Genomic DNA, 21388 nt, shown 5'->3' on the forward strand with positions numbered 1-21388 from the left:
AGGTGTGCGTAGCGTCGAAGGGTGACCTCTGGACTTCCCACGACCGTGGGCGCGCTGCGTGCCGCCGGGTACCCGCCGCGCAGCGTCAAGGCCGAGCTGCGGGAGAACCTGGTCGAGGCGTTGCGCGCGAAGCGCGACCCGTGGCCGGGCATCGTCGGGTTCGACCGGACCGTGCTGCCGCAGCTGGAGCGGGCCATCCTGGCCGGCCACGACCTGGTGCTGCTCGGCGAGCGCGGCCAGGGCAAGACCCGGCTGCTGCGCTCGCTGGTCGGCCTGCTCGACGAGTGGACGCCGGTCATCGACGGCGCGGAGCTGGGCGAGCACCCGCTGCTGCCGATCACGCCGGAGTCCCGGCGGCGGGCCGCGGAGCTGGGCGACGACCTGCCGGTGGCGTGGCGGCACCGCGACGAGCGGTTCGCCGAGAAGCTGGCCACGCCGGACACCAGCGTCGGCGACCTGGTCGGCGACGTCGACCCGGTGAAGGTGGCGCAGGGGCGCAGCCTCGGCGACCCGGAGACGATCCACTACGGCCTGGTGCCGCGCGCGCACCGGGGCATCATCGCGGTCAACGAGCTGCCCGACCTGGCCGAGCGGATCCAGGTGTCGCTGCTCAACGTGATGGAGGAGCGCGACATCCAGATCCGCGGCTACACGCTGCGGCTGCCGCTGGACGTGCTGGTGGTGGCGACCGCGAACCCCGAGGACTACACGAACCGGGGCCGGATCATCACCCCGCTCAAGGACCGGTTCGGCGCCGAGATCCGCACCCACTACCCGCTGGAGGTGGCCGCCGAGGTGGCGCTGGTCCGGCAGGAGTCGGAGCTGGTGGCGGAGGTGGGCGACCACCTGCTGGAAGCCGTGGCGCGGTTCGTGCGGCACCTGCGCGAGTCGCCGGCGATCGACCAGCGCTCGGGCGTGTCGGCGCGGTTCGCGGTGGCCGCGGCGGAGACGGTGGCCGCGGCGGCGTTGCGGCGCAGCGCGCTGATCGGCGAGCACCCGCCGATCGCCCGCCCGGTCGACCTCTACTCGGTGCCGGACGTGCTGCGCGGCAAGCTGGAGTTCGAGGCGGGGGAGGAGGGGCGTGAGCACGAGGTGCTGACGCACCTGCTGCGCCGGGCCGTCGCGGACACCGCGCGCTCGGCGTTCGCCGGGCTGAACCTGCGCTCGCTGGCCGAGGTGGTCTCCGACGGCCACCCGGTGGCGACCGGCGAGCAGGTGCCGGCGGCCGAGGTGCTCGCCGCGCTGCCGGAGCTGCCGGTGCTGCACGACGTGGCGCAGCGGGTCGGCGCGGGCCCGGCGGACCCGCCGGGGCGGATCGCGTCGGCCGTGGAGCTGGCGCTGGAGTCGCTCTACCTGACCCGTCAGCTGGCCAAGGACAGCGACGAGGACCGGACGGTCTACGGGTGACCGGGTACCGCTACGACCGCTACGTCGACGGGCCGGACCCGCTCGCGCCGCCGACCGACCTGCGGGCGGCGATGGACGAGCTGGGCCGCGAGGTCATGGAGGGCGCGTCCCCCGAGTCGGCGCTGCGCGAGCTGCTGCGGCGCGGGGTGCCGGGGTCGCGCGGCCTGGACGACCTGACGGCGCGGTTGTGGCAGCGGCGCTCGGCCATCCAGCGCCGGCACCGGCTCGACGGCACGCTCCAGGAGGTCCGCGAGCTGCTGGACCGGGCGCTGGAGGCCGAGCGGGCGGCGCTGTTCCCGGACCCGGACGACGACGCCCGGTTCCGCGAGGCGCAGCTCGACGCGCTCCCGCAGGGCACCGCGGCGGCCGTGCGGGAGCTGGCCGAGTACGACTGGCGTTCGCCGCAGGCCCGCGAGTCCTACGAACAGATCCAGAACCTGCTCGGGCGCGAGCTGCTCGACCAGCGCTTCCAGGGCCTCAAGCAGGCGATGCAGAACGTCGACCCGGAAGACGTGCGGCGCATCCAGGAGATGCTCGCCGACCTCACCGCGCTGCTGGCCGCGCACGCCCAGGGCGCCGACACCGCCGAGCGGTTCGCGGAGTTCATGCGCCGGCACGGCGAGTTCTTCCCGGAGAACCCGCGGACCGTGCAGGAGCTGGTCGACGCGCTCGCGGCCCGGTCGGCGGCGGCGCAGCGGATGATGAACTCGATGACCGAGCAGCAGCGCGACGAGCTGAACGCGTTGTCCCAGCAGGCGTTCGGCAACTCCGGCATCGGCTCCCAGCTGTCCACTCTGGACTCGCTGCTGCGTGGCCTGCGGCCGGGCGAGGACTGGGACGGCGCGGCGCGCTTCCGGGGCAACCAGCCGCTGGGCCTGGGCGAGGGCGCGCAGGCGATGGCGGACCTGGCCGAACTCGACGCGCTGGCCGAGCAGCTGTCCCAGTCCTACCCCGGCGCGCGCCTGGAGGACATCGACGTCGAGGCGCTGGTCCGCCAGCTCGGCGACGAGGCGGGCGTCGACGCGCGCCGGCTGGCCGAGCTGGAGCGCGAGCTGCGCCGGCAGAACCTGCTCGAACGCGCGCCGGACGGCTCGCTGCGGTTGACGCCCAAAGCGTTGCGGCGCTTGGGCGAGACGGCGCTGCGGGGCGTGATCGACAGCGTCCGGGCGCAGGGTCGGCGGGACAACTCGCACGCCGGCGCGGCGGGCGAGTTGTTGGGCAGCACGCGGGCGTGGCGGTTCGGCGACACCGAGCCGTGGAACGTGCCGCGCACGATCACCAACGCCGTGCTGCGGTCGGGTCTCGGCGAGATCCGGCTGGACGTGGCCGACGTCGAGATCAGCGAGACCGAGCAGCGGTCGCGCGCGGCGGTCGCGCTGTGCGTGGACACGTCGTGGTCGATGGTGCAGGACGGCCGCTGGGTGCCGATGAAGCGCACCGCGCTGGCCCTGCACCACCTGGTGAGCACCCGTTTCCGGACCGACGCGCTGCAGCTGATCACCTTCGGCCGGCACGCCGAGGCGGTCGACATCGGGCAGTTGACGGCGCTGGAAGGGGTGTGGGAGCAGGGCACCAACCTGCACCACGCGCTGCTGCTGGCGGGCCGGCACCTGCGCCGGCACCCGGACGCGCAGCCGGTGGTGCTGGTGGTGACCGACGGCGAGCCGACCGCGCACCTGGAGTCGGACGGCGAGGCCGAGTTCCACTACCCGCCGCTGCCGCGCACGATCGGCAAGACCCTGGTGGAGGTGGACGGCCTGGCCCGGCTGGGCGCGTCGATCACGGTGTTCCGGCTGGGCGACGACCCGAGGCTGACCGAGTTCGTCGACCTGCTGGCCCGCCGCAGCGGCGGCCGGGTGGTGGCCCCCGACGAGGACGGCCTGGGCGCGGCGGTGGTCAGCGACTACCTGAGGTCGCGCCGCAAGCGCTGACCGGCTCAGGTCGGCTCCGGCACCCAGACCAGGTGCGCGGTCACGCCGCCGGACGCGGCGAACAGCCGCACGGCCGTCTCCGGTTTCTCCGTGGTGAGCCGGAAGCCGCCGTCCACGCTGAGCACTTCGGCGTGGTCGCCGAGGTCGATGCCCCACGCGGCGACCCAGGCGTCCTCGCGCACCCCGTACTCCTCGACGATGGCGAACAGCCGGGGCGCGTCGCCGTCGACCAGGTCCCGGAGGATCGCGGCGAACTCCCGCTCGTCGCACAGCGGCTTGGGCTCGGCGGCCATCGGGGCCCCTTCCTGCGGAGTGACTATTGCCGGTTTGACAACTGCGAGACTATTACTGTCATGCGACGGTAGGAACTGCACGATCGGGTGTATTGCCCGGACCGGCTGCGTCCCGATATTCCTTGCGCCGCAACGGAACACCGGGACGAGAGGACCACCACCGATGGCCGACCAGCCGCCGCCCCTCGCGCGGCGCATCGAACTCGGCGCGCTGCTGCGCGCCTACCGCGAACGGGCGGGTGTCGACGCCGCCGCCGTGGCGGACGCGCTCGGCTGGTCGTACGTGCAGAAGGTCGGCCTGGTCGAGGGCGGCAAGCGCAAGCTCGCGGCCGTGGAGGTGACCGCGCTGGCCGACCTGCTCGGCCTCGACCCGGCCGAGCGCGCCAAGGTAGTGGAACTGGGCAAGATCGCCCGCAAGCGCGACCCCGGCCCGGCGTTCGTCGCGGACTGGGCGCAGACCTACATCGCGCTGGAGACGGCCGCCGACCGCATCGAGCTGGTGGCCGAGGAGTTGGTGCCGGGCCTGGTGCAGACCGAGGACTACGCCCGCGCGCTGCTCGGCCAGGGCGCGGCGCTCACGCCCGACGAGATCGAGTCGGCGGTCCGGCAGCGGGCCGACCGGCAGCGGCGGCTGCTCGAACCGGGAGCGCCCCGGGTGGACCTGGTGCTCAGCGAATCGGGGCTGCGCCGCCAGGTCGGCGGTCGCGCGGTGCTGCGCAACCAGCTCGCCCACCTGCGGGACCTGGCTTCCCGGCCGAACATCACCGTCCAGGTCCTGCCGTTCGAGGCGGGCGCGCACCTCGCGCTGGGCACCTGGTTCACCCTGCTCCACATCGGTGACCCGGCGGTGACGTTCGTCTACGTCGAGGCTCTGACCAACGCCGACATTCATGATCGTCCACCGCACACCGACGTCTATAGACTGGCGATGGACCGGGCCCGGCGCGCGGCGTTGTCAGCTGCCGATTCCCTTGCGCTGCTTGGTCGTCTGATCGGAGAACTCGACTAGCGGGAGGCTGCGCGCCATGGCGAACAGGTTCGGAGAACCCCAGTGGCGCAAGAGCAGCCGCAGTCAGAATGGCGCGAGCAACTGCGTGGAGATCGCCGACCTGCCGCGCGCGGCGGCCGTGCGTGACTCGAAGAACCCCGGCGGTCCGGTGCTGGTGTTCGCCCCGGCGGCGTTCGCGGGCTTCCTGGAGAGCCTCAAGGACTAGTAGGACGTCGTTGGGTGTGGTTTTGTCGGGGTGTCCGGGTCTGGACGTGTTGTCGGCGGGTGTGGCGGTGGCCTGTGCAGACCGCGAGTGGGTGGTGGAGGTGGCGCAGGGCGGCGTAGAGGGTCGGCCTTGCGCGGGGGCTTGTGGGGTGCGGCGGAGCTTGGTGCAGATCGCCTGGGCGACGGAGGCGAGGGTGCCGGTTGGCCGTGCTCTGGTGGGTGCCGTGGCGCCGGACGACGGACTTCCCCGCCGACCGGCCCGCGGCCATGGTCAGTGTCTTCAGGTCGACGGGCGGGTCGGGGTGGCGGGGTTCGGGTCGCCGGCCGGTCCGGCCGTAGGCGGGGGTGACCGGCACCGCCGTGGCGGGATACGCGGTGGCGATCGGGTCGACCGCCACCGCGTAGGCCGGTCCGCGGCCGGTGAGTTCGTCGATCATGTCCAGTGCCGGCCGTCACTTCTCCCGGTGCCGTTGGTCGCCGGGGATCGCACACCGCTGCCGCCCGCGTCGGGTTTCGGCGGCCCGCGCCGGGTCGGCGGCCTTGCGGTCGTCCCGGGACTCGGGCATAAACAACCGCCGGTCCAACGGTGTCGTCCACCGCGAACGCGTCCGGATCCACGAAGCCCCGCGCCCACACCGCCGACCGACGCCGCACCTCCACGTGATCCCACGTCGAAGTCGTCACGAACCGCTGCAACCGCCGGTGGTCCACCCCGAGACGCTCGCCCATCGGCCGCATCGACCTGCGCTTGCCCTCCGACAACAACCCACGCAGGCACAACCCGCCCTTGCCCCTCCGGTCACACCGGGCGAACCAGCACCATCTCCTCCGACCTCACCGCGCCCAGAAGCTCACACCCCAACACTCGACCTAACGAAGTCCCACTAGCCGAGTGGCGCAGCGTCTGCGAGCTCACTCAAGCGTGGCCAGGTCCAACTGGCGCATGTGGCGGCTTCGGACAGCAGGAGTGCCGCCGGGGCGAGCGTCGGCACGCTGAGGAGCATCCCGACCGTGCCCGCGACGAACGGCAGCTGCAGGCCAGTGACCCGGACCTCGCCTACCTGCCGACGCGGTGAACGACCTCAGACCCCGATGAACCAGCGACCGGAACCACTGGCAGTGGCCTAGGCACCGGCTCGGCCCGCGTCGACCCTGAGGCTCGACGGCAACGGCTGGTGCAGCCGGAAGGCCGGCACGCGGCGGGTGCGTGCCTCGCTCCGGTAGCGGCCCGGAGTCCGCCCGTGGGCACGGGTGAATGCGCGGGAGAACGCCGGCACCGACCCGTACCCGACGGCGGAGGCGATCGCCTCCAGGGAGTCGTGCGTGTCGCGCAGGCGGACCGCGGCCAGATCCATCCGCCAGTTCGCCAGGTACGCGGCTGGGGTCGCGCCGGTGGCCGCCGGGAACCGACGCGCGAGGGTCGCCCTGGAGACCGAGATGGCCGCCGCCAGCGTCGCCGTCGTCCACGGCGTCGCCGGGTCCTCGTGCAGGCATTCGAGCGCCTTGCCGACCACGGGGTCGTGGAGCGCGCCCAGCCACGTGCCGAGGCAGGCCGGGGGATCCTCGGCCAGCCAGGCTCGCAGCATCTGCACCAGCACCACGTCGACCAGGCTCTTGAGGACCGTCCGGGTGGCGATCTGCGGGTGGGCGAGCTCCCGGGCGAGCATGCGCACGGTGTCGTCCAGGCCGGTCGTGCCGGTCTCCGCCCGCACGTGCACGATGCCGGGCAGGATCGCCAGCACCTGCGTGAGCGCGGCCGGATCGCAGTCGTAGTGGATGGTCACGATCCGGGTGGTGGCCGGCGACGACCCGAGCCGGATCAGATCACCGTCGCCGCGCCCGCGGGCCGTGGCGTGCTCGCGCCTGTCGGTCCCCTCCGGATCCACAGGCTCGTCGCCGAGGCCGTGCGGGGTGCCGGCCGGAAGCAGCACGACGTCGTCGCCGGCCAGCTCCACCGGCTCGCTGCCCGGCACCGTGAGCCAGGCCCGGCCCGCGGTCACCGCGTGCAGGGCAACCCCCGGATAGTCGTCCAGGACGACCGCCCAGCGACCGCCGGCCTCGATTCGGGTGCTCAGCGTCCCCTTGACGCCCGAGACGTCCAGCACGTCACTGAAGGGATCCACCGTGCCACGGTAGCTTCCTGCCAGAGGCTGAGGCAACTAATCAATATGTTGCGAGATGTGAACATTGCTTGACTCAGCATCCGATACATACGGTTCATGTCATGAACTATCACGACTGGACCGGCCTTACCGTCAACGTCGCCGATGGGGTCGCGACCGTGACCCTCGACCATCCGCCCCTCAACCTCATGGACGGCGTGCTGCTGCCCTCGCTGCGCGGGTTCGTGCGGCAGGTTCGCGACGACGCGGCCGTGCGCGTCATCGTGTTCCAGAGCGCCGACGAAGAGTTCTTCAGTGCGCACGGCGACATGGGCTACCTCACCGACCCGGACGCCCTGCCCGCTGCCACCCGCGCCGCGCTCGCCGCCGCGCCGGACACGCCGGTTCCGGACGGCCTGAACATCATCCAGGCGTTGGGCGTGGAGGTGCGCGCTCTTCCGCAGATCACCATCGGCAAGATCGCCGGCTTCGCGCGCGGCGCCGGCAACGAGTTCCTCATGTCCCTCGACATGAGGTTCGCGGCGATCGGCCGCTCGGGTCAGGCCCAGCCCGAGTCGCTGCTGGGCATCCTCCCCGGTGGCGGCGGCACGCTGAACACGACCCGACTGGTCGGGCGGGCCCGGGCCCTGGAACTGGTCGTCGGCGGGCAGCTCGTGGACGCTGAGGTGGCCGAGCGGTACGGCCTGGTCAACCGCGCCCTGCCCGCCGCCGACCTGGACGCGTTCGTCGACGCCCTGGCACGCCGGATCGCACGCGTACGCCCCAAGGTCGTCGCCGAGATCAAGAGCACCGTCGACGCGGTGGCGCCGGGCATCTCGCACGAGGCGTACAAGGTGGAGAACGCCTCGCTGTACGCGCTGTTCAGCGACGAGGTCGTCGCCACCGCACGCCGGCAACTCACCGCAGGCGTGCAGACCCGCGACGGCGAGCGGGACCTCGAAGGACTGCTCGACCGCATCGCCTAGTGGGACTTCGTTAGGTCGAGTGTTGGGGTGTGATCTTCTGGGGCGGTGAGGCCGGAGGAGATGGCGCTGGTTCGCCCGGCGTGACCGGAGGGGCAAGGGCGGGACCGGCGGTTGTTCCCGCCCGGGTCCCGGGACGACCGCAAGGCCGCCGACCCGGACCGGGCCGCCTAAACCCGGCGCGGGAGGCAGCGGTGTGCGATCCCCGGCGACCAACGGCACCGGGAGAAGTGGCGGCCGGCACTGGACATGATCGACGAACCCACCGGCCGCGGACCGGCCTACGCGGTGGCGGTCGACCCGATCGCCACCGCGTAGGTCGGTCCGCGGCGGTGCCGGTCACACCCGCCTACGGCCGGACCGGCCGGCGACCCGAACCCCGCCACCCCGACCCGCCCGTCGACCTGGGGACCCTGACCACGGCCGCGGGCCGGTCGGCGGGGAAGTCCGTCGTCCGGCGCCACGGCACCCACCAGAGCCCGACCAACCGGCACCCTCGCCCCCGTCGCCCAGGCCGTCCGCACCAAGCTCCGCCGCACCCACAAGCCCCCGCGCAAGGCCGACCCTCAACGCCGCCCTGCGCCACCTCCAACACCCACTCGCGGTCTGCACCAGGCCACTGCCACACCCGCCGACAACACGTCCAGACACAAACAGCCCCACAAAACCGCACCCAACGAAGTCCTACTAGCGGGCCGGATCGCGCCTTGGGCGTGCCGGTCGGTGCAACCGCCCGCCCGGTCCGTCCCGTCCTGGTACCGACGGACAAGTCGGCGCGAGGAGGTCGGGACCGGTGAACCGGGTGGTGCTCGCAGTGCTGGTGGCGGGGGCGTTCGCGGTGGGTGGCTGTGGTGCCGGGAAGGGGCCGGAGCAGGTCGCGGAAGACCTGCCGAAACCCACGTCGTCCTCGGTGACGCCGACCAACGACCCGGCGGCCGAAGCCGCCGCGTCCGCGCTCGGACCGCTGCTGGAGACCGGGTTCCCGCAGACCTACGCCGGGCTGCGGCTCGTCGGCGACCGGGTCGTCGTCTACCGCCTGCCGGACCAGGCCCTGGACGACGCGGCGCGCGCCGCCGCGCACGGGGCTCGGCTGGAGCTGTCCGACGCGAAGTTCCCGTTGAGCCGGCTCAAGGAGGTCGCCGAGCGGATCGACGCCGACGCCGAGTACTGGAAGGGCAGGAACGTGCGGATCTCCACGTGGGGCCCGGCGGTGGACGGCTCGGCGGTCGACGTGACGACCGTGGACGGCAGCGACGCCGACCGGGCGGCGCTGGCCGAGCGCTACGGCGCGGACGTCATCCGGCTGTCGAAGGGCGACTTCCCGACCACCGCCCCGGCTCCCGCGACGACGTGACCGCGACGGCCATCGCGGTTCCGGGCCCCCGGCGCTCCAGGCCGTCGAGGATCGAGCGCAGGCCCAGTTCGAACAGGGCGTCCAGGTCGAGGTCGTAGCCGGTCTCGGCGAAGGTCGACATGATCCGGGCGAACGTCGGGTGGGCCGGCGCGAGGCGGCCCAGGTTGCGGGCCTGGCCGTCCATCCACTGCTCGGTCGACAGGCCGGTGGCCCCCTCCGCCTGCGCCTCCCGCTCCAGGTGCACCGAGAGCCCCAGGACGTGGCTGTAGAGCAGGACGTTCAGGTCGAACGTGGTCGTCGGGTCCAGTCCCAGCTCGGACAGGCCGGTCAGGGTCCACTCCGAGTAGGCCAGCAGGCTCGGCACCAGCATGGGCCGGGTCAGCGGGCCGAGCTGCGCCAGCCACGGGTGCGCGCGGTGCAGCTCCCACAGCGCCCGGACGCCCACCTCCACGCGCGCCCGCCAGTGCGCGGGCGGGTGCACGGGCAGTGAGGTCTCGCTGAACACCGCGTCGGCCATCATCAGCACGAGGTCGCCCTTGCTCGCCACGTGGCGGTAGGGCGACATCGCCGCGACGCCGAGCCGGGCCGCGATGCCGCGCATCGACAGCGCCGCGAGCCCTTCGGCGTCCGCGATGTCGATCGCCGCCCGGACGACCCGTTCCCGGGTCAGTTCGCGTTCGGGTGCCGCCGCACGCGGTCGCGGGCGGTCGGCGGCGACCACCGTGCCGACCCGGGGTTGCGTCTCGACCAGGCCGTTCTGGCGCAGCGTGGTCAGCGCCTTGGTGGCGGTGGCCAGCGCGACCTCCCACTCCTTGGCGACCTGCCGGGCCGACGGCACCCGGTCGCCCGGCGCCAGCTCGCCGGCGGTGATCCGGCGGGTGATCTCGGCGACGATCCGCTGGTAGGGCGGGATCATGTCGTGCCTCCTCTTGTACTAGTACAGAACCTACCAGGACAAAGGCCCTGACCAGGGGTTACTGAGCTAGTACAGCGTTGGTCAGTGCTGTGCGTACAGCGTAAATTCAGCGCCGTACCCACCGCTGAAGGAGACCCCGATGAAGACCGCGCTCATCTCCGGTGCCGGCCCCGCAGGTCTGACCGCCGCCCACTGGCTGCGCCGCAACGGCTACGCGCCCACCGTCGTGGAGCGCGCGCCCGGCCCGCGCCCCGGCGGCCAGGCGATCGACGTCCGGGGCGTCGCCCTCGACGTGCTGGACCGGATGGACCTGCTCACGCAAGCCGGTGAGCTGCGCACCCGGCTGCGCGGCATGGCGATGCTCGACGCGCAGGGCAACGAGCAGTGGCGCTCGACCGAGATGACCCTCAGCGCCGGCCGGCTCGACAGCGACGACATCGAGGTCCTGCGCGACGACCTCGCCGCCTTGCTGCACACCCGTGCCCGCGACGGCGTCGAGTACCTGTTCGGCGACGCGATCACGGCCCTCGACCAGGACGACGACGGCGTGCGCGTCACCTTCCGCGAGGCCGCGCCCCGCACGTTCGACCTGGTCGTCGGAGCGGACGGCCTGCACTCGGCGGTCCGGCGGCTGGCGTTCGGCCCGGAAGAGCAGTTCGTGCACCACCTCGGCGCGTACGTGGGCGTGTTCAGCACCGAGAACTTCCTCGACCTGGAGGACTGGCAGGTGTGGGTGCACAACGACACCCGCACCGCGAGCTACTGCCTCTACCCGGCCCGTGACAACACCGAACTGCGCGCCACCCTCGGCTTCGCCGCGGACCCGCTCGACCACGACCGGCACGACGTCGACGGGCAGAAGGCGCTCATCGCCGAGCGGCTGGCCGACCTCGGCTGGGAGACCCCGAGGCTGCTCAAGGCGATGTGGGCCGCGCCGGAGTTCTACTTCGACGCGATGGCCCAGGTGCGCCTGGACGAGTGGTCGCGCGGCCGGGTCGTGCTGATCGGCGACGCCGCGCACTGCCCGTCCCCGCTGTCCGGCCAGGGCACCAGCCTGGCGCTGGTGGGCGCGTACGTGCTGGCCGACGAACTCGGCCGGTCCGACGACCACCGCACCGCACTGGCCCGCTACGAGGAGCGGCTGCGGCCGTTCGTGGCGCTCAACCAGGCGCTGGCCACGGAGAACCCGGGGCAGGGCGCGTCGGAGGAGTCGATGGCGGCCGCCAAGCGCGCGATCAGCCTGGACGCCTGAACCAGGAGCCGGCCCGCTGGACCACCTCCACCAGTAGGCCGAAGCCGCCTGCCGGAGCCGTTTCACGTGGGTCGGGGCGGTGGCCTGCCGGGATTCGCTCGGTCGTGGTCCACCTGGTCACCCTCGTCCGGTGGTCGCGCTCCTCGCGGAGTACCGAAGTCCCGCGACCCTCGCGCCTGCGTCGTTGGTGGGCAGTCCGCCGAAAGAGCGCTGGGCACCGGGTGCGGCCGGCACACTCGCCCTTCGGTTCCGGCCACCGGAGGTGCGGGTGTCGCCTGAGCACAGGGATGTCGCCGTTTGGCTGGCGGTGGCGTTGGCGGGAATGCCGCTGCTCTACGGGATCCAGTTCGGATTCGCCTGGCTGGCCGGGCTGGTGCCGGGCCTGCCGTGGCTGTACTTCGTGTTCGCGGTCCCGGTCATCGCGCTGCCCGCGGCCGCGAACGTCGCGCCCTCGGCGGTGATGGACCTCAAGTCGGACCACCACCCGACGGTGGTCGTCGCTGCGGTGGCGGTCGCGGTGGCCGCGATCAGCTTCGTCATCCTCGCGCCGGGGCACGCCCTGTCGACCAGGGGAGACGTGGAGACGTGCGCTGTCGAGCGGTTCGACTACCGGCCCACGCACGACGACGGGCGGGACGACTTCGCGGTGCTGACGTGCCCGAGCGGCCGCTCGTCGACCACCTTCCAGACGTTCGACCTCGACGTCGGGGATCGGATCCCGGTGGCCTTCCACCCCGACGACCCGGGCATGTCGCTGGTCGCGGACCGCCCCGCGTTCCGCGTCCTGCGCCAGGTCGCCTGGGTGAGTTCCGCCGTGGTCGTGGCAGCCCACCTCGTCAGCGGCTGGTGGTTCCTCCTCAACCGCCGCCGCTCCCGGACGCCCTAGTCGGGTTTCGACGTGCGGTCGGTCGGCGCGAGCGCGGCCTCCGTCGTCTCGTCCGGTCGGACGCGTCGTCGACCCGGCTTGGCCAACGAGAAGTGCGCTTCCTCGCGCATCCGCTCGACCATGTGCGGGTAGTGCAGTTCGAACGCCGGGCGCTCCGAGCGGATCCGGGGCAGTTCGGTGAAGTTGTGCCGGGGCGGCGGGCAGGAGGTCGCCCACTCCAGCGAGTTGCCGAACCCCCACGGGTGGTCGCGTTCCGCCGGGTCGCCGAACCGGTAGCTGCGGAACACGTTCCACACGAACGGCAGCACCGACGCGCCGAGCAGGAACGCGCCGACCGTCGACACGGTGTTCATCGTGGTGAAGCCGTCCGACGGCAGGTAGTCCGCGTACCGGCGCGGGAAGCCGATGTTGCCCAACCAGTGCTGGATCAGGAACGTCAGGTGGAAGCCGATGAACGTGGTCCAGAAGTGCAGCTTGCCCAGCGGCTCGTCGAGCATCCGGCCGGTCATCTTCGGAAACCAGAAGTAGATCCCCGCGTAGGTGGCGAACACGATCGTGCCGAACAGGACATAGTGGAAGTGCGCCACCACGAAATACGTGTCGGTGACGTGGAAGTCCAGCGGCGGCGACGCCAGCAGGATGCCGGTCAGCCCGCCCAGCAGGAACGTGACCAGGAACCCGATGCTGAACAGCATCGGCGTCTCGAACGACAGCCGCCCCCGCCACATGGTGCCGATCCAGTTGAAGAACTTGATGCCGGTGGGCACCGCGATCAGGAACGTCATCAGCGAGAAGAACGGCAGCAGCACCGCGCCGGTGGCGAACATGTGGTGCGCCCACACCGCCACCGACAGCGCCGCGATCGCGAACGTGGCGAACACCAGTCCTTTGTAGCCGAACAGCGGTTTGCGGCTGAACACCGGGAAGATCTCGCTGACGATGCCGAAGAACGGCAGCGCCACGATGTACACCTCGGGGTGCCCGAAGAACCAGAACAGGTGCTGCCACAGGATCACGCCGCCGTTGGCCGGGTCGAACACGTGCGCGCCCAGGTGCCGGTCCGCCGCCAGGCCCATCAGCGCCGCGGTCAGGATCGGGAACGCCAGCAGGATCAGGATGCTGGTGACGAAGATGTTCCAGGTGAAGATCGGCATCCGGAACATGGTCATGCCGGGCGCGCGCAGGCAGCACACCGTGGTCACCATGTTCACCCCGCCCAGGATCGTGCCCAGGCCGCTCACCGCCAGGCCCATGATCCACAGGTCCGCGCCGATGCCGGGGGAGTGCACGGCGTCGGACAGCGGCGTGTAGGCGGTCCAGCCGAAGTCCGCCGCGCCGCCCGGCGTGACGAACCCCATCAGCACCATCGTGCCGCCGAACAGGTACAGCCAGTACGACAGCGCGTTCAGCCGCGGGAACGCCACGTCCGGCGCGCCGATCTGCAACGGCAGGACGTAGTTGGCGAACCCGAACAGGATCGGCGTCGCGTAGAGCAGCAGCATGATCGTGCCGTGCATGGTGAACAACTGGTTGTACTGCTCGGTGGACAGGAACTGGAGCCCCGGCCGGGCCAGCTCGGCGCGGATCAGCAGCGCCAGCAGGCCGCCGATCATGAAGAACACGAACGAGGTCGTCAGGTAGAGCAGGCCGATCTGCTTCGGGTCGGTGGTCTTGAGCAGACCGAGCAGCACCCCGCCCAACGGGCGTCGCCGCGCCGCACCGGGGTGCGCGACCACGGGCTCCGGCTTGAGCGCGGTCATGCAACCGCCTCCTCGTCCCGATGGCGTGGGCCACCTCACATGGTCCACCTGATCGGCTACCGGGGCAATCACTCGGCCAGGCAGTCGCTCAGCCAGGCAAGTGCTCAGCCAGGCAGTCGCTCGGCCGACGCCCGCGGTCCGGGAGGCACGCTGCGCTGCTCGTCCACCGGGGGTTCCGGCGGGGGTGCCTGGCCGGGTTCCTGCCGGGTGATCTGCTCGGACGCGCGTTCCAGGAACCGCAGCAGCTCGACCGGGAACGGCAGCACCAGGGTCGAGTTCTTCTCCGCCGCCACCTCGACGATGGTCTGCAGCAGCCGGAGTTGCAGCGCGGCGGGCGTCGCGGCCATCTGCGCGGCCGCCTCGGACAGCTTCTTCGACGCCTGCAGCTCGCCGTCGGCGGTGATGACCCGGGCCCGCCGCTCACGCTCCGCTTCCGCCTGCCGCGACATCGACCGCTTCATGCCCTCCGGCAGCGCGACGTCCTTGATCTCCACCCGGTCGATCTCGACGCCCCAGGACAGCGCCGGGTTGTCGATCATCAGCTCCAGCCCCTGGTTCAGCCGCTCCCGGTTGGACAGCAGGTCGTCCAGCTCGCTCTTGCCGATGATGGACCGCAGCGACGTCTGGGCGACCTGGAGCACGGCGAACCGGTAGTCCTCGATGGTGACGACCGCCTTCACCGGGTCGGCCACCTTGAAGTACACGACCGCGTCGACACGGACCGTGACGTTGTCCCGGGTGATGCCGTCCTGCGCCGGGATCGGCAGGGTGACGATCTGGAGGTTGACCTTCTTCAGCCGGTCGACCACCGGCACGACCAGGGTCAGGCCCGGCCCGCGCAGCGCCGGCCGCACCCGGCCGAAGCGGAACACCAGCCCCTGCTCGTACTGCTTGACCACCCGCGCACTGGCGCCCAGGCCCAGCGCGGCGGCTCCGAGGACGGCTAACACGATGTCGAGGATCATGGCCATCATCTCCCACGTTCAGGGTACGCCGACGTCCCGCCAGGCGGACGCCCGCTTGAACTGGCGAGTTAGGGTCGAACCCATGCAGACCTGGTCATCCACCCCTGTCCCGCGGGTAGCCGGCGAGCCGCGCCCGCTGCGGCTGTACGACACGTCGACCGGCGAGGTGCGCCCCACGGCCCCCGGTGACACCGCCAGGCTGTACGTCTGCGGCATCACCCCCTACGACGCGACCCACCTCGGGCACGCGGCCACGTACCTGACGTTCGACCTGGTCCACCGGCTGTGGCTGGACAACGGCCACGAGGTCCACTACGTGCAGAACGTCACCGACGTGGACGACCCGCTGCTGGAGCGCGCCGAGCGCGACCAGGACGACTGGGTGGTGCTCGCGATGCGCGAGACGGCCCTGTTCCGCGAGGACATGGTCGCGCTGCGCGTGCTGCCGCCCCGCGAGTACATCGGCGCGGTCGAGGCCATCCCGGAGGTCGTGGAGGCCGTCGCGAAGCTCCTCGCGGACGGCGCGGCGTACCGGGTCGACGACCCGGACCACCCGGACGTGTACTTCGACCACACCGCCTCCGGAAGGTTCGGCTACGAGTCGAACTACGACGAGGCCACCATGCTGGAGTTCTTCGCCGAACGCGGCGGCGACCCGGACCGCCCAGGCAAGCGCCACCCGCTCGACGCCCTGCTGTGGCGCACCACGCGTCCCGGCGAGCCGTCCTGGCCGTCGGAGCTGGGCGAGGGCCGGCCGGGCTGGCACATCGAGTGCAGCGCCATCGCGCTCAACCGCCTGGGCACCGGCTTCGACGTGCAGGGCGGCGGCTCCGACCTGGTCTTCCCGCACCACGAGTTCAGCGCCGCGCACGCCGAGGCGCTGACCCGCGAACACCCGTTCGCCCGGCACTACGTGCACGCGGGCATGATCGGCCTGGACGGCGAGAAGATGTCGAAGTCCCGGGGCAACCTGGTCTTCGTCTCCAAGCTCCGCTCCCAGAAGACCGACCCGAACGCGGTGCGCCTGGCCCTGTTCGCGGGCCACTACCGCGCCGACCGCCCGTGGACGGACGCGTTGCTGGCGCAGGCGCAGGAACGCCTGGCGACGTGGCGCCGCGCGGCAGCCCTGGAGTCGGCCCCGAACGCCGAGGCGACCGTCACCCGGCTGCGTGACCACCTGGGCGACGACCTGGACACCCCCCGCGCGCTGGTCGCGCTGGACGCGTGGGCGGCGGAGGCCCTGTCCACCGGCGGCAACGACGAGACCGCGCCGAAGCTGTTCCGCGACGCCGTGGACGCACTGCTGGGCGTCGAGTTGTAGAACCACCGGGGTAGGGCGTGGCTCCCGCGGCCGCGCCCTACGGCTGCGGTTGCTGCCTGATCCGCAACGCCTTCTCCAGCGACTCCCGCGCCTCGGCTTCGCGGCCCAGCGCCGCCAGCGCCACGCTGAGGTTCGTAGCCGAGATCGCCACGTACGGGTGGGCTGGGTGGTACGCGGTCTCGGCCAGGTGCATCGCACGGCGGAAGACCGGCTCCGCCTCGGTGGCCCGGTCGAGTTCGACCAGCGCGAAGCCGACGTTGTTCAGGCTCACCACCAGCGTGGGGTGGTCCGGCGGGAAGTACGCGCTGTCGATCTCCAGCGCACGTACGACCAGCGGCAGCACCTCGGCCGTCCGACCGAGCCCGCGCATGGCTTTTCCGAGCTTGCGGAGGGTGATCGCCACTTCCGGGTGGTCCGGGCCGTACTTCGCCCGGTAGATGGCCAGTGCGCGTTCCAGCAGCGGTACCGCCTCACCGGACCGGCCCAGGTTGACCAGCGAGTTCGCGCTGTTCGCCAGGTAGACGGCGGCGTACGGGTGATCGCCGCCGAACGAGCCCGCGCTCATCACCCCCGCCCGCTGGTAGAGCACGAGGGCGTCGGCGGACCGGTCCAGGTCGTCCAAGATCATGCCCACCTCGTTGAGGGTGACGGCGATCCGCTGGGAATCGGTCCCGTCCAGCGACTCCTGCACGGCCAGCGCGCGTTCGGCCGCGCCGAGCGCTTCGTGGAGGAGGCCCTGGCTGTGCAGGTGGCGTCCGGTTCCCACGAGCAGGGCGACCAGCGGTCCGTCCGCGTCCGGGCTCGCCGCGCACACCGCCAGCACGTGGGGCAGGAGGGTGTGCCACCTCGGCCACTTCTCGGGTTCCCCGCGGATCTCGATCGGGAGGTCGGCGACCAGCAGGGCCATCGCCGCACCGAGCGCGCCCCCGGGGTCGGCGCGGTCGCGCAGCGACTGGCCCAGCAGGCGGTGCACGACGGTGATCTCTGTCGCTGACCGCCGCACGAGGTAGTGGTCCACGAGCGCGCCCACGGTGTTGTTGAACGCGATCGGGTCCGTCACGGTCTCGGCGAGCGGTGCCGGCAGGGCGTCGGGGTGCAGGGTGAACAGGTCGAGCGGGACGGGTTCGGGTGCCAGGTGGGCGAGCAGGTCGAGCAGCCGGCGCTCGGCCGCGCCGAGTTCGGCCAGCGACAGGTCCCACAGCGTCGCCAGGGTCCGGTCGTGGCCGGCGACCTTGCCCTGCCGGATCACCTCGGCGGTGCGGGTGGTCAGCAGGTCCAGGTAGGACGCCACCGGCAGCCCGGTGGCCTTGATGTACGCCGACGCCTGCTCGACCGCCAGCGGCAGGTCGCCGAGCAGCTCCGAGAGGCTCGCCGCCTCGGTCGCGGTCGCGTCCGGCAACCGCCGGGACAGCAGCACGACGCTGTCCGCCCGGTCCATCACGTCCAGGTCGACCACCGAGCCCAGGGTGTCGAAGCCGCTGCGGCGGGTGGTGATCAGCACCCGGCCGGGTCCGGTCGGCAGGTATGGCCGCAGCGCGTCGGCGTCTTCGGCATTGTCGAACACCAGCAGCCACCGGCCCCTGCGACGCAGCTCCACGTGCACGGCCCGAACGGCCTTGTCCGGCGTGACGTCCAAGCCCAGGTCCGCGCCGAGGTCGGCGAAGTGGTGGGGAACGGCCGTGATCTGCTCGGACGGGATCCACCACACCACGTCGAAATCGCCCGCGTAGCGGTACGCGTACTCGGTGGCCAGCTGGGTCTTGCCGACGCCGCCCATGCCGCGCACCGACTTGACCGCCACCGTCCCCGTGGTCCGGTGCAGCAGGTCCAGGTGCTCGGCGCGGCCGGTGAAGTCGGGGTTGCGCGGGGGCACGTTCCACACGTCCGGCATCGCGCCCGGGAACCGGGGGGTCGCGCCCGGGAACACCGGGGGAGCGCCGGGTTTCGCCCGGCCGACGGTCACGCCGCGGACGGTGTCCAGCAGGCGTTGCCGGGTGGCCGTTTCGGACAGGCCGAACAGATCGGTCGACACGATCCCGGCCAGCAGGCCCGGTCGCTCGCAGTCCGCGATCCGCAGCACCACGAGCTTGCGCCGCTCGCCCACCGGGTCTTCGCGCCAGGCGGCCTGCCACTCGGCCTTGCCGTAGACCGACGACAGGTAGGCCGCGGACAGCACCGCGACGGTCCGCTCCGCTTCGCGGACGCCCTCGTCCATCCGGTCCACCCAGTTCGCACCGGGCACCATGTCCCACGCCTGCACGAGCACCCGGTGGCCGGACCGCTCCAGCTCCCAGGCGATCCACTCGGCCCACGCGCGGTCGACGTCGGTGTACGAGACGAAGAAGTCCCACTGCACCCCGCCATGGTGCACACGCGGCGGGACGTCCCGGCGCACCGGGCGTCCGGATCACCGGAATGGCGGTGGGGCCACCCGCAAAAGGTGGCCCCACCGTTGGGAGAACTCACATCACGCGTCGATGGTCCACGTGTCGATGCGGCCGGTGTCGATGGCCGCCACGTCGCGAACGCGCAGCTTCCACGTGCCCGACGCCGTCTCCGAGGAGGCGTTCACCGAGTACGTCTTGGCGATGTTGTCGGCGCTGCCGCCGGTCCGGTTGTGCAGGTTGTAGATCGTGCCGTCCGGCGCCACCAGGTCGACGATCAGGTCGCCGACGTAGGTGTGCACGATGTTGACGGTCACCGAGGTGGTGGCCGACGCGTTGCCCGCGCAGGAGAGCGTGATCGGGCTGTTCACGTCGCTGTTGTCGCCGACGGTGACGTCCGCGTCGTTGGTGGCCGGGTCGCAGCCGCCGGTGTTGTCACGCACGGTCCAGGTGAAGTTGGCGCTGCCGGTGCGCGACGCCGAGTCGGTCACCGTGACGGTCACGTTGGACGTGCCCGCCGTGGTCGGCGAACCGGTCACCGTGCCGTTCGAGTTGCCGGTCAGACCGGCCGGGAGACCGGTGAACGAGAACGTGTACGGCGCCGCGCCACCGGTCGCGGTGACGGTCAGGTTGACCGCCTGGCCCACGGTGGTGGTCTGGTTGCCGGGGTTGTTCACGCTCGGGTTGCTCGGCGCGACGTTCTGCACGAACAGCAGCTTGTTCGCCGACCCGGTGCCCGGGTTGGTGATCTTGCCGTTGGTCGCCGCGGTCACCAGCGCCGTCTCGACCTGGGCCGGGGTGGCGGTGGGGTTGGACGACACGTAGATCGCCGCAGCGCCCGCGACGTGCGGGGACGCCATCGAGGTGCCGCTGATGGTGTTCGTCGCGCTGTCGCTGGTGTGCCAGGTGGACGTGATGTCCTGGCCCGGAGCGAACAGGTCGGTGCAGGTGCCCCAGTTGGAGAACGACGCGCGCGCGTCGGACCGGTTGGAGGCGTTGGTGCTGATCGCCTCACGGACGCGGGCCGGCGAGTAGTTGCACGCGTTCTGGTTGTCGTTGCCCGACGCCACCGCGGTGGTGACACCGGCCGCGACGAGGTTGCGCACCGCGGTGTCGGTCGCGGTGTCCGCGCCGCCACCGAGGCTCATGTTCGCCACGGCGGGCTTCACGGCGTTCTGGGCGACCCAGTTGACGCCGTTGACGACGCCCGCCGAGGTGCCGGAGCCCTGGCAGTTCAGCACCTTGACGGCGACCAGCTTGACTTCCTTGGCCACGCCGTAGCTGCGGCTGCCGACGGTGCCGGCGACGTGCGTGCCGTGGCCGTGGCAGTCGGTGTTGTTGCTGTCGACCGTGTTGGTGCCCCAGGTGGCGCGACCGCCGAAGTCGGTGTGCGAGATCTTGATGCCGGTGTCGATGACGTACGCCCGGACGTTGCTCGCACCGTTGGGGTAGGTGTAGCTGTTGTCCAGCGGCAGGTTCGCCTGGTCGATCCGGTCGAGGCCCCACGACGGCGGGTTCGGCTGCACGCCGGCGATCTCCACCGGCAGGTCGGCCTGCACCCAGTCGACCCGGGGGTCGGCCGCGATGCGACGCGCCTGCTGCGGCGTGAGGGTGGCGTGGAAGCCGTTCAGCGCGTGCTGCCAGGTCGTGCGGACCTCGCCACCGAACTTGGTGACCAGCGAGCCCGCGGCCGAGGCCGACAGCGCCCGCGGCGACGCCGAGTCCTTCAGCGCCACGATGTAGGAGTTGGGTACGGCGTCGGCGCGGTCGGCGGCCAGGACCTGGCCCTCGGCCGCGGCCACACCGACGTTGACGAACGCCAGGGCGGCCGCCGACACCGCGGCCAGGCCGAGGACGGCCGTCTTTCTGAACAAGCGGGCGTCTCCCATTTGAGAGTTCTCCCTAGGGACAGGTTCGCTCGACCGGCCTGCCGGGTTGTGGCAGGGCGGTGGAGCGTGCAGGGATAAGGGACGTTCGCGCGAACGGGTGGTGCCGACCTGGTCACATGCATGGTCGGGACAAAAAGGGCCGGCGAGTAGCGCCGTTGGGCGTAATCAGGGGGAGCCGGACGCGCGCAGAGCGGAGAAACCGCTGTTCACGCGTACACGGTCAGGAGTTAAAGAGCTTGTCGCGGTGCGTCCGCCAGCGATCCAGCAGTCCCGGCAGCTCCGCGTGGACGAATTCGAAGAAGGCCAGCGTCTCGGCGATCCGCCGCCCGGCGGGGGTGTCCTCGCCCAACACGCCGATGCCCTCCTTGAGCGGGCCGCCCCAGCGGGCCATCATCTGGTCGCGGCGGAAGATGGCCTCGTACCAGACGTCGTCGTAGACCCGGAACACGTCCCGGCGGGACCCGGACTCGCGCTCGCGGCTCACCACGTTGACCTGGGTGAGGTAGCGGACCGCGCCGGAGATCGCCGCGGGCGAGACCTGGAGCAGGTCGGCCAGCTCGGCGGCGGTCAGCGTGCCCTCGTCGTCGGCGAGCAGGGCGACGAACACCCGCGCCGGCATCCGCGGCATCCCGGTCTCGGCGAAGGCCGCCGCGAAGCGCTCGATGAAGCGCAGCACCGCCTGCTGGTCCCGCTCCGTCACCTGGGTCACCGCCGAATCATCCCGTCCGCCAC

At 71.9% G+C, this 21388-nt stretch carries 17 protein-coding genes and 1 pseudogene; 9 read left to right on the forward strand and 9 right to left on the reverse strand.

The window, feature by feature from the left end; translation table 11 throughout:
* The first annotated feature begins 21 nt into the window (after positions 1 to 21).
* Both BN6_RS15215 and BN6_RS15220 read left to right on the forward strand, forming a co-directional pair.
* On the forward strand, positions 22 to 1407 hold the full coding sequence (locus tag BN6_RS15215; RefSeq protein WP_015100544.1) for an ATP-binding protein: 1386 nt from the start codon (positions 22 to 24) through the stop codon (positions 1405 to 1407).
* Positions 1404 to 3338 carry a vWA domain-containing protein gene (locus tag BN6_RS15220; RefSeq protein WP_015100545.1) on the forward strand — a complete coding sequence of 645 codons (1935 nt, stop codon included), beginning with the start codon at positions 1404 to 1406 and terminating at the stop codon, positions 3336 to 3338. The genes BN6_RS15215 and BN6_RS15220 overlap by 4 nt, the downstream gene beginning before the upstream one ends.
* A gap of 5 nt (positions 3339 to 3343) precedes the next feature.
* Here the strand turns inward: BN6_RS15220 and BN6_RS15225 are convergent, their stop codons facing one another.
* Positions 3344 to 3631, reverse strand: coding sequence for a hypothetical protein (locus BN6_RS15225; RefSeq protein ID WP_015100546.1), 288 nt, complete (start codon positions 3629 to 3631; stop codon positions 3344 to 3346).
* Positions 3632 to 3794: 163 nt separating this feature from the next.
* On the opposite strand from BN6_RS15225, the gene BN6_RS15230 reads away from it, so the two are divergent.
* Entirely contained in the window at positions 3795 to 4640 is an 846-nt protein-coding gene (locus BN6_RS15230; RefSeq protein ID WP_015100547.1) for a helix-turn-helix domain-containing protein, read from the forward strand.
* Between the two features lie 16 nt (positions 4641 to 4656).
* Complete coding sequence (locus tag BN6_RS15235) at positions 4657 to 4845, forward strand: DUF397 domain-containing protein (protein ID WP_015100548.1); 189 nt, start codon at positions 4657 to 4659, stop codon at positions 4843 to 4845.
* Between the two features lie 181 nt (positions 4846 to 5026).
* Here BN6_RS15235 and BN6_RS50385 read toward each other — a convergent pair.
* A pseudogene (locus BN6_RS50385) lies at positions 5027 to 5657 on the reverse strand (transposase); the annotation flags it as partial.
* A gap of 311 nt (positions 5658 to 5968) precedes the next feature.
* Positions 5969 to 6967, reverse strand: a complete 999-nt coding sequence (locus tag BN6_RS15240) for an AraC family transcriptional regulator (RefSeq protein ID WP_015100550.1) — start codon at positions 6965 to 6967, stop codon at positions 5969 to 5971.
* Positions 6968 to 7068: 101 nt separating this feature from the next.
* Between BN6_RS15240 and BN6_RS15245 the strand changes: the two genes are divergently transcribed.
* A complete protein-coding gene (locus BN6_RS15245) occupies positions 7069 to 7932 on the forward strand; it encodes an enoyl-CoA hydratase/isomerase family protein (protein WP_015100551.1) in 864 nt (287 codons plus the stop codon).
* A 790-nt stretch (positions 7933 to 8722) separates the two neighbouring features.
* Positions 8723 to 9283, forward strand: coding sequence for a hypothetical protein (locus BN6_RS15250; RefSeq protein WP_015100552.1), 561 nt, complete (start codon positions 8723 to 8725; stop codon positions 9281 to 9283).
* Here BN6_RS15250 and BN6_RS15255 read toward each other — a convergent pair.
* Entirely contained in the window at positions 9225 to 10199 is a 975-nt protein-coding gene (locus BN6_RS15255) for a GntR family transcriptional regulator (RefSeq protein ID WP_015100553.1), read from the reverse strand. The genes BN6_RS15250 and BN6_RS15255 overlap by 59 nt on opposite strands.
* A 139-nt stretch (positions 10200 to 10338) precedes the next feature.
* Here BN6_RS15255 and BN6_RS15260 point away from each other — a divergent pair, with 139 nt between their 5' ends.
* Positions 10339 to 11451 (forward strand): FAD-dependent monooxygenase, encoded by a 1113-nt coding sequence (locus tag BN6_RS15260; RefSeq protein ID WP_015100554.1) that lies wholly within the window; start codon positions 10339 to 10341, stop codon positions 11449 to 11451.
* 268 nt (positions 11452 to 11719) lie between these two features.
* A complete protein-coding gene (locus tag BN6_RS15265) occupies positions 11720 to 12337 on the forward strand; it encodes a hypothetical protein (RefSeq protein ID WP_231905302.1) in 618 nt (205 codons plus the stop codon).
* Here BN6_RS15265 and ctaD read toward each other — a convergent pair.
* On the reverse strand, positions 12334 to 14097 hold the full coding sequence (ctaD, locus tag BN6_RS15270; protein ID WP_015100556.1) for an aa3-type cytochrome oxidase subunit I: 1764 nt from the start codon (positions 14095 to 14097) through the stop codon (positions 12334 to 12336). The genes BN6_RS15265 and ctaD overlap by 4 nt on opposite strands.
* A 104-nt stretch (positions 14098 to 14201) precedes the next feature.
* Complete coding sequence (locus BN6_RS15275; protein WP_015100557.1) at positions 14202 to 15062, reverse strand: SPFH domain-containing protein; 861 nt, start codon at positions 15060 to 15062, stop codon at positions 14202 to 14204.
* Positions 15063 to 15144: 82 nt separating this feature from the next.
* Here BN6_RS15275 and mshC point away from each other — a divergent pair, with 82 nt between their 5' ends.
* Positions 15145 to 16383 carry a cysteine--1-D-myo-inosityl 2-amino-2-deoxy-alpha-D-glucopyranoside ligase gene (mshC, locus tag BN6_RS15280; RefSeq protein ID WP_015100558.1) on the forward strand — a complete coding sequence of 413 codons (1239 nt, stop codon included), beginning with the start codon at positions 15145 to 15147 and terminating at the stop codon, positions 16381 to 16383.
* A 37-nt stretch (positions 16384 to 16420) separates the two neighbouring features.
* Here mshC and fxsT read toward each other — a convergent pair whose 3' ends face one another.
* The 3 genes from fxsT to BN6_RS15295 all read right to left on the reverse strand — a co-directional run bounded on the left by fxsT (position 16421) and on the right by BN6_RS15295 (position 21365).
* Positions 16421 to 18739, reverse strand: coding sequence for an FxSxx-COOH system tetratricopeptide repeat protein (fxsT, locus tag BN6_RS15285; protein WP_051075580.1), 2319 nt, complete (start codon positions 18737 to 18739; stop codon positions 16421 to 16423).
* Between the two features lie 111 nt (positions 18740 to 18850).
* Entirely contained in the window at positions 18851 to 20641 is a 1791-nt protein-coding gene (locus tag BN6_RS15290; RefSeq protein ID WP_231905303.1) for a S8 family peptidase, read from the reverse strand.
* Between the two features lie 235 nt (positions 20642 to 20876).
* Positions 20877 to 21365: a GbsR/MarR family transcriptional regulator gene (locus tag BN6_RS15295; RefSeq protein ID WP_015100561.1), complete on the reverse strand. Its 489-nt coding sequence runs from the start codon at positions 21363 to 21365 to the stop codon at positions 20877 to 20879.
* Between the last annotated feature and the right edge of the window lie 23 nt (positions 21366 to 21388).

This window comes from Saccharothrix espanaensis DSM 44229 (assembly GCF_000328705.1).
Taxonomy (GTDB): domain Bacteria; phylum Actinomycetota; class Actinomycetes; order Mycobacteriales; family Pseudonocardiaceae; genus Actinosynnema; species Actinosynnema espanaense.

Bases quoted from the DNA above. Each gene is read 5' to 3' on its own strand.
- ctaD (WP_015100556.1), bottom strand. From the start codon at position 14,097: ATGACCGCGCTCAAGCCGGAGCCCGTGGTCGCGCACCCCGGTGCGGCG.
- BN6_RS15255 (WP_015100553.1), bottom strand. From the start codon at position 10,199: ATGATCCCGCCCTACCAGCGGATCGTCGCCGAGATCACCCGCCGGATC.
- BN6_RS15235 (WP_015100548.1), top strand. From the start codon at position 4,657: ATGGCGAACAGGTTCGGAGAACCCCAGTGGCGCAAGAGCAGCCGCAGT.
- BN6_RS15230 (WP_015100547.1), top strand. From the start codon at position 3,795: ATGGCCGACCAGCCGCCGCCCCTCGCGCGGCGCATCGAACTCGGCGCG.
- BN6_RS15225 (WP_015100546.1), bottom strand. From the start codon at position 3,631: ATGGCCGCCGAGCCCAAGCCGCTGTGCGACGAGCGGGAGTTCGCCGCG.
- mshC (WP_015100558.1), top strand. From the start codon at position 15,145: ATGCAGACCTGGTCATCCACCCCTGTCCCGCGGGTAGCCGGCGAGCCG.
- BN6_RS15245 (WP_015100551.1), top strand. From the start codon at position 7,069: ATGAACTATCACGACTGGACCGGCCTTACCGTCAACGTCGCCGATGGG.
- BN6_RS15260 (WP_015100554.1), top strand. From the start codon at position 10,339: ATGAAGACCGCGCTCATCTCCGGTGCCGGCCCCGCAGGTCTGACCGCC.
- BN6_RS15275 (WP_015100557.1), bottom strand. From the start codon at position 15,062: ATGATCCTCGACATCGTGTTAGCCGTCCTCGGAGCCGCCGCGCTGGGC.